This window comes from Mesorhizobium sp. M4B.F.Ca.ET.017.02.2.1, from assembly GCF_003998955.1.
Lineage (GTDB): Bacteria > Pseudomonadota > Alphaproteobacteria > Rhizobiales > Rhizobiaceae > Mesorhizobium > Mesorhizobium abyssinicae.
The window spans coordinates 1-7,627 of the sequence record NZ_RZOF01000306.1; the positions used below are offsets into that span (position 1 = coordinate 1).

Genomic DNA, 7,627 nt, shown 5'->3' on the forward strand with positions numbered 1-7,627 from the left:
GACAGGCGCCGGCTGCTGGCGCTGCCTGGCGTGACGGCGATTGCCGGCGCGTTGATCACGGCGGCGATCTCCTTTGCGATTCTCGTCGGCGCCACGCCGATCACGCCTGACGCAAGGGCCACGCTGGCGCTGATCGCGCTCAATGCCGTCTTCGTCCTGTTCCTGATCGCGCTTATCGGCCGCGAGGTTCACCGTATTGTGATGGCGCGCAAGCACGGCAAGGCGGCGTCGCGGCTGCATGTGCGCATCGTGGCGATGTTCGCGCTGGTCGCCGCCATTCCCGCCATCATGGTGGCCATCATCGCCTCGATCACGCTCGACATCGGCCTCGACCGCTGGTTCGAGATCCGCACCAAGACGATCGTCAATTCGTCGCTGTCGATCGCCGACGCCTATGTCCAGGAGAACGCGCGCAACCTGCAGGGCACGACGCTGTCGATGGCCTATGACCTCGATGCCTCGCGCACGCTCTATGGCCTCGACCGCACGGGCTTCCTCGATCTGATGAACAAGGAAGCGGTTGGCCGTTCGCTTGCGCATGCGGCGCTGATCAAGCCCGACGGCTCCTTCGTGATGAGCGCCAAGACCGACGCCGACTTCGCCATGCCGGAGCCCCCACCCGGCGCTGTGGAGACCGCCGCCGACGGCAAGCCGGTGCTGATCGAGCCGCGCACCCGCAACATCATGGGCGCTATCGTCAAGCTGCGCGAGATCGACGGGCTTTACCTCTACACAATCCGCCTGGTCGATCCCGATGTGATCAAGGCGCGCCAGATCGTCAGGTCGAACACCGACGAATACCGCAACCTGCAGGACAACCGCCGCACCTCGCAGGTCGCTTTCGCGCTGCCCTATCTGTCGCTGACGCTGATCGTCATCCTGTCGGCGATCTGGACCGGCATCGCCGTTGCCGACCGGCTGGTGCGGCCGATCCGCCAGCTGATCGGCGCCGCCGACGAGGTCGCTACCGGCAATCTCGATGTCGCCGTGCCGGTCAGGCTCTCCGACGGCGACGTCGCCTCGCTCGGCGACACCTTCAACAACATGATCCTCGAGCTCAAATCGCAGCGCAACGAGCTTCTCTCCGCCAAGGACCTGATCGACGAGCGCCGCCGCTTCTCGGAAGCGGTGCTGGCGGGCGTCACCGCCGGCGTCATCGGCGTCGATCCCTACGGCATCGTCACCATCGTCAACCGCTCGGCCGAGACCATGCTGGCGATCTCGGCCAGCGCCGCACTCGGGCAGAACCTGTCCGCCGTGCTGCCGCATGTCGGCCGCGTCTTCGAAATCGGTCGCAAGTCGGGCAAGCCGGTCTATCGCGAGCAGGTGACCTTCTACCGCACCGGCGCCGAGCGGACTTTCAACGTCCAGATCACCATCGAGGCCGGCGACGACGGTTCGGAGGAGAAATCCTACGTCGTGACGGTCGACGACATCACCGACCTGGTCCAGGCGCAGCGCTCGTCGGCCTGGGCCGATGTGGCGAGGCGTATCGCCCACGAGATCAAGAACCCGCTGACGCCGATCCAGCTTTCGGCTGAGCGCATAAAGCGCCGCTACGGCAAAGTCATCACCGAGGATCGCGAGGTCTTCGACCAGTGCACCGACACGATCATCCGGCAGGTCGAGGATATCGGCCGCATGGTCGACGAATTCTCCGCCTTCGCGCGCATGCCGAAGCCGGAAATGAAGGCCATCGACCTGCGCGAATCGCTGCGCGAGGCATCGTTCCTCGTCGAGGTCAGTCGCTCCGACATCGCCTTCGAGCGCGATTTCGGCGGCGAACCGCTGAAGGGCACTTTCGACAGCCGGCTGATGGCGCAGGCGTTCGGCAACGTCATCAAGAACGCCGCCGAGGCCATTGACGGACTTGATGCAAAAGATCGTTCGGACGGCACAATCCGGATTCAAGCCGGGCGCCAGAATGGCGCCATCAGAATCGATGTCATCGACAATGGCAGAGGGCTGCCGCGCGAAAATCGCCAAAGGCTGCTCGAGCCCTACATGACGACGCGGGAAAAAGGCACCGGTCTTGGCCTCGCTATCGTCAAGAAGATCGTGGAGGACCATGGCGGCCGGCTTGAACTGCATGATGCGCCGGCGGATTTCCACGGCGGCCGAGGCGCGATGATCTCGATCATCCTGCCGCCGGCGACGGTCGCCGCCGCGCCGCCACGCGACGAAGGCCGAACGGAACACCAAAGAGAAACTGAAAAGGTCGGTAATGGCGTCTGATATTCTCATCGTCGATGACGAGGAAGACATCCGCGAACTCGTCGCAGGCATCCTGAGCGACGAAGGTCACGAAACCCGCACGGCGTTCGACGCCGACAGCGCGCTGGCGGCGATTGCCGATCGCGCGCCGAGGCTGATCTTCCTCGACATCTGGCTGCAGGGCTCGCGTCTCGACGGTCTGGCCCTGCTGGACGAGATCAAGACGATGCATCCGAACCTGCCGGTGGTGATGATTTCCGGCCACGGCAATATTGAAACGGCGGTTTCGGCCATCCGCCGCGGCGCCTATGACTTCATCGAGAAGCCGTTCAAGGCCGACCGTCTGATCCTTATCGCCGAGCGCGCGCTCGAAACCTCGAAACTGAGACGCGAGGTGTCGGACCTCAAGCAACGCAGCGGCGAGACCTTCGATCTGATCGGCATGTCGTCGGCGATGAGCCAGTTGCGCCAGACCATCGAGCGCGTCGCGCCGACCAACAGCCGCATCATGATCATCGGCCCGTCCGGTTCCGGCAAGGAACTGGCCGCGCGCGCCATCCACGCGCTGTCGACGCGCAAAGCCGCTCCGTTCGTCACCTTGAGCGCGGCCACCATCACGCCGGAGCGTATGGAGATCGAGCTGTTCGGCACAGAATCGAACGGCACCGAGCGCAAGGTCGGCGCGCTGGAGGAGGCGCATCGCGGCATCCTCTACATCGACGAAGTCGCCGACATGCCGCGCGAGACGCAGAACAAGATCCTGCGCGTGCTGGTCGAGCAGCAGTTCGAGCGGGTAGGGGGCACCAAGAGGGTCAAGGTCGACGTCCGCATCATCTCGTCCACCTCGCAGAACCTGGAGGCAATGATCGCCGACGGCCGTTTCCGCGAAGACCTCTACCACCGCCTGGCGGTGGTTCCGGTCGCGGTACCGGGCTTGGCCGAGCGGCGCGAGGACATCCCCTATCTGGTCGACAATTTCATGAAGCAGATCGCCCGCCAGGCCGGCATCAAGCCGCGCCGCATCGGCGACGATGCGCTGGCGGTGCTGCAGGCCCACAACTGGCCCGGCAATGTCCGGCAGTTGCGCAACAATGTCGAACGGCTGATGATCCTGGCCCGGGGCGAGGATGTCGACGCGCCGATCACCGCCGATCTGCTGCCGTCGGAGATCGGCGACGTCATGCCGCGCACGCCCAACCAGTCGGACCAGCACATCATGGCGCTGCCGCTGCGCGAGGCGCGCGAACAGTTCGAGAAGGACTATCTGATCGCCCAGATCAACCGCTTCGGCGGCAACATCTCGAAAACCGCCGAATTCATTGGCATGGAGCGCTCCGCTCTGCACCGCAAGCTGAAGTCGCTGGGCGTCTGACAACGGCCTGTTGTTGGTCCAGCGGCTCCCGGCCGGCCGATTGCCGGTTACGGCCGCGGCGGAATCGCTTAAACAAACCGAAAGTCCCCAGGGGTGATCCATGCCGCGCATTGCCTATGTGAACGGGCGCTATGTCGCCCATGCCGACGCTTCCGTGCATATCGAGGATCGCGGCTATCAGTTCGCCGACGGCGTCTATGAGGTCTGCGAGGTGGCGCGCGGCTTCATCGTCGACATGCCGCGCCATCTCGGCCGCCTGAACCGCTCGCTGAGCGAACTGTCGATCGATTGGCCGGTGACGCAGGCCGTGCTGCCTCTCATTCTGCGCGAGGTGGTGCGCCGCAACCACGTCGTCAACGGCCTGGTCTATGTCCAGGTGACGCGCGGCGTCGCCAGCCGTGACTTCGTCTTTCCGGCGCCCGGCACAAGGCCGTCGCTGGTGGTGACCGCCAGGAAGGCCGATCCTGCCGCCGCGATCAAGCGAGCCGAGACCGGCATCAAGGTCATCACCGTGCCGGAGAACCGCTGGGATCGGGTCGACATCAAGAGCACCGGGCTGCTGCCCAATGTGCTGGCCAAGCAGAAGGCCAAGGAGGCCGACGCCCAGGAAGCCTGGTTCGTCGACGGCGACGGCATGGTCACCGAGGGCGGCTCCTCCAACGCCTGGATCGTCACCGGCGATGGCGTTCTGGTGACGCGGCCGGCCGAGCACGGGATCCTGCGCGGCATTACCCGTACGACGCTGTTCGATGTTGCCGCCAAGCTCGGCGTGAAGATCGAAGAGCGCAAATTTTCGGTCACCGAGGCCAAGGCGGCGCGCGAGGCCTTCATCAGCTCCGCGACCACGATCGCCATGCCGATCGTGGCAATCGACGGCGCTCCGGTGGCCAATGGCCACCCCGGTTCCGTAACACTTTCGTTGCGTCAGGCATTTTTTGACGTTGCGGAAAAAAGTCCGGCCTGATAACCGCACAGATGGAATGAAAATCAATATCTCGTTCTGCTTGTCGTTATTTGACGGCAAGAGGGTGTTTGCGCGCTTGACATGTGCCGGATAAATTGGCGCATTGGCTGCAAACCGAAGGGGATCGGCGAAAGACAAAAACAATGGCGGAACGATCGCAAAACCTTCAGGACCTGTTCCTGAATTCAGTTCGCAAGAGCAAAAATCCACTCACCATCTTCCTCATCAACGGCGTCAAGCTGACCGGCGTGGTCACCTCGTTCGACAATTTTTGTGTGTTGTTGCGGCGTGACGGGCATTCCCAGCTTGTCTACAAGCACGCCATTTCCACGATCATGCCGAGCCAGCCGGTTCAGATGTTCGATGGCGAGGAAAGCCAGGGCGCCTGATTGGCACGTGAGAAAGACGCGGACCGCAGCGTCCGCGGAAAACCAGCGCACCAGCTGAGGCCGGAAGACAAAGCTCCGACCCGGGCAGTCGTCATTGTGCCCGTGCTCGCTCGCCAGCCGCGCGGCGAGGACGAAACCAACCGGCCGCGCCTGACGCGCTCCGCCGAGGCCCGCCACGACGAAGCGGTCGGCCTCGCCGGCGCCATCGACCTCGATCCGGTTCACACGGCCGTGGTCACCGTCACCGATCCGCGCCCGGCGACCTTGCTCGGCAGTGGCAAGGTGGCGGAATTCGCCGATATCGTGAAGGAGCGCCACGCGGAACTGGTCATCGTAGACCATCCGCTGACGCCGGTGCAGCAACGCAATCTCGAGAAGGAATTCAACGCCAAGGTGCTCGACCGCACCGGGCTGATCCTGGAGATTTTCGGCGAGCGCGCCCGCACCAAGGAAGGCACGCTGCAGGTCGAGCTTGCGCATCTCAACTACCAGAAGGGCCGCCTTGTGCGGAGCTGGACCCACCTCGAGCGTCAGCGCGGCGGCGCCGGCTTCCTTGGCGGTCCCGGCGAAACGCAGATCGAATCCGACCGGCGGCAGTTGCAGGAAAAGATCATCAAGCTCAAGCATGAGCTGGAGACGGTTCGCCGCACCCGCGACCTGCACCGCGCCAAGCGCAAGAAGGTGCCATTCCCGGTGGTGGCGATCGTCGGCTACACCAATGCCGGAAAGTCGACGCTGTTCAACAAGCTGACCGGAGCTGGGGTGCTGGCCGAGGACATGCTGTTCGCCACGCTCGACCCGACGCTGCGCCGCGTGCGCCTGCCGCATGGCACGCCGGTCATCCTGTCCGATACGGTCGGCTTCATCTCGGACCTGCCGACGCATTTGGTTGCCGCCTTCCGGGCGACGCTGGAAGAGGTGGTCGAAGCCGACCTCGTCATCCACCTGCGCGACATCTCAGACCCCGATACGGCGGCGCAGGCCGAGGATGTCGAGCGCATCCTTGCCGATCTTGGCGTCGATGCCAGTGACGCCAAGCGCGTGATCGAGGTCTGGAACAAGATCGACCTGCTCGACGAGGGCAACCAGGAGCGGCTGCTGGCCGATGGCGCCGCCACCAAGGCGCCACCAGTCGCCATATCGGCGGTCACCGGCGAGGGCATCGATGCACTGAAGGCGCTTATCGAAACCAGGATGTCGGGTGAGCTGGAAACGACAACGCTGACGCTGACGCCGGCCCAGTTTGGCCTTGTCGACTGGATCTACCGCAACGGCGACGTCGTTTCGCGGGTCGACAATGAGGATGGCAGCGTCACCATTTCGCTCAATGCCACGCACAGCGCACGGCAAGAGATCGAGAGCCGATTGCACCGTAAGAACAACGGTTAAGCCTGGTTATTTCGCGCCCTTGGCCTGCTGCCAGAGCGCTTCCATCTCATCCAGCGTCGCCTTTTCCAACGTGTTGCCGGAGGCTTCCAGCGCTCGCTCGACATAGTGGAAGCGGGTGCGGAATTTCTCATTGGTGCCGCTGAGTGCTGCCTCGGCATCGAGCTTGAGGTGGCGGCCGAGATTGACGATGGCAAACAGCATGTCGCCGAACTCGTCCTTGATCGGTGCTGCGTCGCCCTTGGCCAAAGCCTCGCGCAGTTCGCCGATCTCCTCCTCGATCTTATCGAGAATGGGGGCCGCCTCGCTCCAGTCGAAGCCGACGCGAGCGGCTTTTTCCTGCAGCTTCAGCGCTCGGGTCAACGCGGGCAGGGCGACCGGCACGCTGTCGAGGAACCCTTTGCCGTTGTCTTCCGGGTCAAGCCCGCGCGCCAGGCGCGCGCTTCGCTTCTCCGCCTTCTCCACCGCCTTGATCTTTTCCCACATGCCCTTGGCCATGCCGGCGCTGCGCGCCTCCTCGTCGCCGAAGACATGCGGATGGCGGCGGATCATCTTGGTGGTGATGGCCTCAACGACATCGCCAAAGGCGAATTCATCAGCCTCTTCAGCCATTTGCGCGTGGTAGACAACCTGCAGCAGCAGGTCGCCGAGCTCCTCGCGCAGATCGTCGAGATCGCCGCGCGCGATGGCGTCGGCCACCTCGTAGGCTTCCTCGATCGTGTAGGGCGCGATGGTCGAGAAATTCTGCTCGATATCCCAGGGACAACCGGTCTTCGGCGCGCGCAACGCCGCCATGATCTCGATCAGCCGTGCGATGTCTTTGGAGGGCTTCATGCGGCAAACCCTATCGCGACGCCGGGCGGGCGACCAATGCTGTCGCCTGACGAACGCTGTTTGTCCACAGCTGCGCGGACCTCGTCAGTCGAGCACCGAGACAATCGCCTTGGCGAGCGCGTCCATCCCGTCCTCGGGCAGGCCGGCCACGTTGATGCGGCTGTCGCCGACCATATAGACGGCGTGCTCGGTGCGCAGCCGCTCGACCTGTGCTTCCGAAAGGCCGAGGCGCGAGAACATGCCGCGATGGCTGGCGACGAAGTCGAAGCGGTCGGAATTGGACTGCCGGCGCAGCGCCTCGGCGAAGGCGACGCGCAGGCGCAGCATGCGCAACCGCATCTCCTCGAGCTCCGCCTGCCAGTCGGCGCGCAGGCCGTCGTCTTCCAGCACGATGCGCACCGCTGCAGCGGCATGGTCCGGCGGCATCGAATACATGGCACGCGCCGCCGACAGCATCTGGCTCATCGC

7 protein-coding genes are annotated in these 7,627 nt (G+C 64.2%); 5 read left to right on the forward strand and 2 right to left on the reverse strand.

What is annotated here, in order from left to right; translation table 11 throughout:
- The 5 genes from EN738_RS26990 to hflX all read left to right on the forward strand — a co-directional run.
- Positions 1–2,235, forward strand: a 2,235-nt coding sequence (locus EN738_RS26990; protein ID WP_245494736.1) for a PAS domain-containing sensor histidine kinase, incomplete at its 5' end; no start/stop codon positions are given.
- Positions 2,225–3,586, forward strand: a complete 1,362-nt coding sequence (locus EN738_RS26995) for a sigma-54 dependent transcriptional regulator (RefSeq protein ID WP_127286357.1) — start codon at positions 2,225–2,227, stop codon at positions 3,584–3,586. The genes EN738_RS26990 and EN738_RS26995, both read left to right, overlap by 11 nt.
- A gap of 100 nt (positions 3,587–3,686) precedes the next feature.
- Positions 3,687–4,550 (forward strand): D-amino-acid transaminase, encoded by an 864-nt coding sequence (locus EN738_RS27000; RefSeq protein WP_127286358.1) that lies wholly within the window; start codon positions 3,687–3,689, stop codon positions 4,548–4,550.
- A gap of 143 nt (positions 4,551–4,693) precedes the next feature.
- Positions 4,694–4,939 (forward strand): RNA chaperone Hfq, encoded by a 246-nt coding sequence (hfq, locus tag EN738_RS27005; RefSeq protein WP_006202172.1) that lies wholly within the window; start codon positions 4,694–4,696, stop codon positions 4,937–4,939.
- Positions 4,940–6,328 (forward strand): GTPase HflX, encoded by a 1,389-nt coding sequence (gene hflX, locus EN738_RS27010; protein ID WP_127286359.1) that lies wholly within the window; start codon positions 4,940–4,942, stop codon positions 6,326–6,328.
- A gap of 6 nt (positions 6,329–6,334) precedes the next feature.
- On the opposite strand, the gene mazG is transcribed toward hflX, so the two are convergent.
- Together mazG and EN738_RS27020 are read right to left on the reverse strand one after the other, a co-directional pair.
- Entirely contained in the window at positions 6,335–7,159 is an 825-nt protein-coding gene (mazG, locus tag EN738_RS27015; protein WP_127286360.1) for a nucleoside triphosphate pyrophosphohydrolase, read from the reverse strand.
- 84 nt (positions 7,160–7,243) lie between these two features.
- The coding region (locus tag EN738_RS27020) for an aminotransferase class I/II-fold pyridoxal phosphate-dependent enzyme (RefSeq protein WP_127286361.1) at positions 7,244–7,627 on the reverse strand (384 nt) is incomplete at its 5' end.

Coding starts and splice junctions, on each gene's coding strand:
- hfq (WP_006202172.1), top strand. CDS start 4,694: ATGGCGGAACGATCGCAAAACCTTCAGGACCTGTTCCTGAATTCAGTT.
- mazG (WP_127286360.1), bottom strand. CDS start 7,159: ATGAAGCCCTCCAAAGACATCGCACGGCTGATCGAGATCATGGCGGCG.
- EN738_RS26995 (WP_127286357.1), top strand. CDS start 2,225: ATGGCGTCTGATATTCTCATCGTCGATGACGAGGAAGACATCCGCGAA.
- EN738_RS27000 (WP_127286358.1), top strand. CDS start 3,687: ATGCCGCGCATTGCCTATGTGAACGGGCGCTATGTCGCCCATGCCGAC.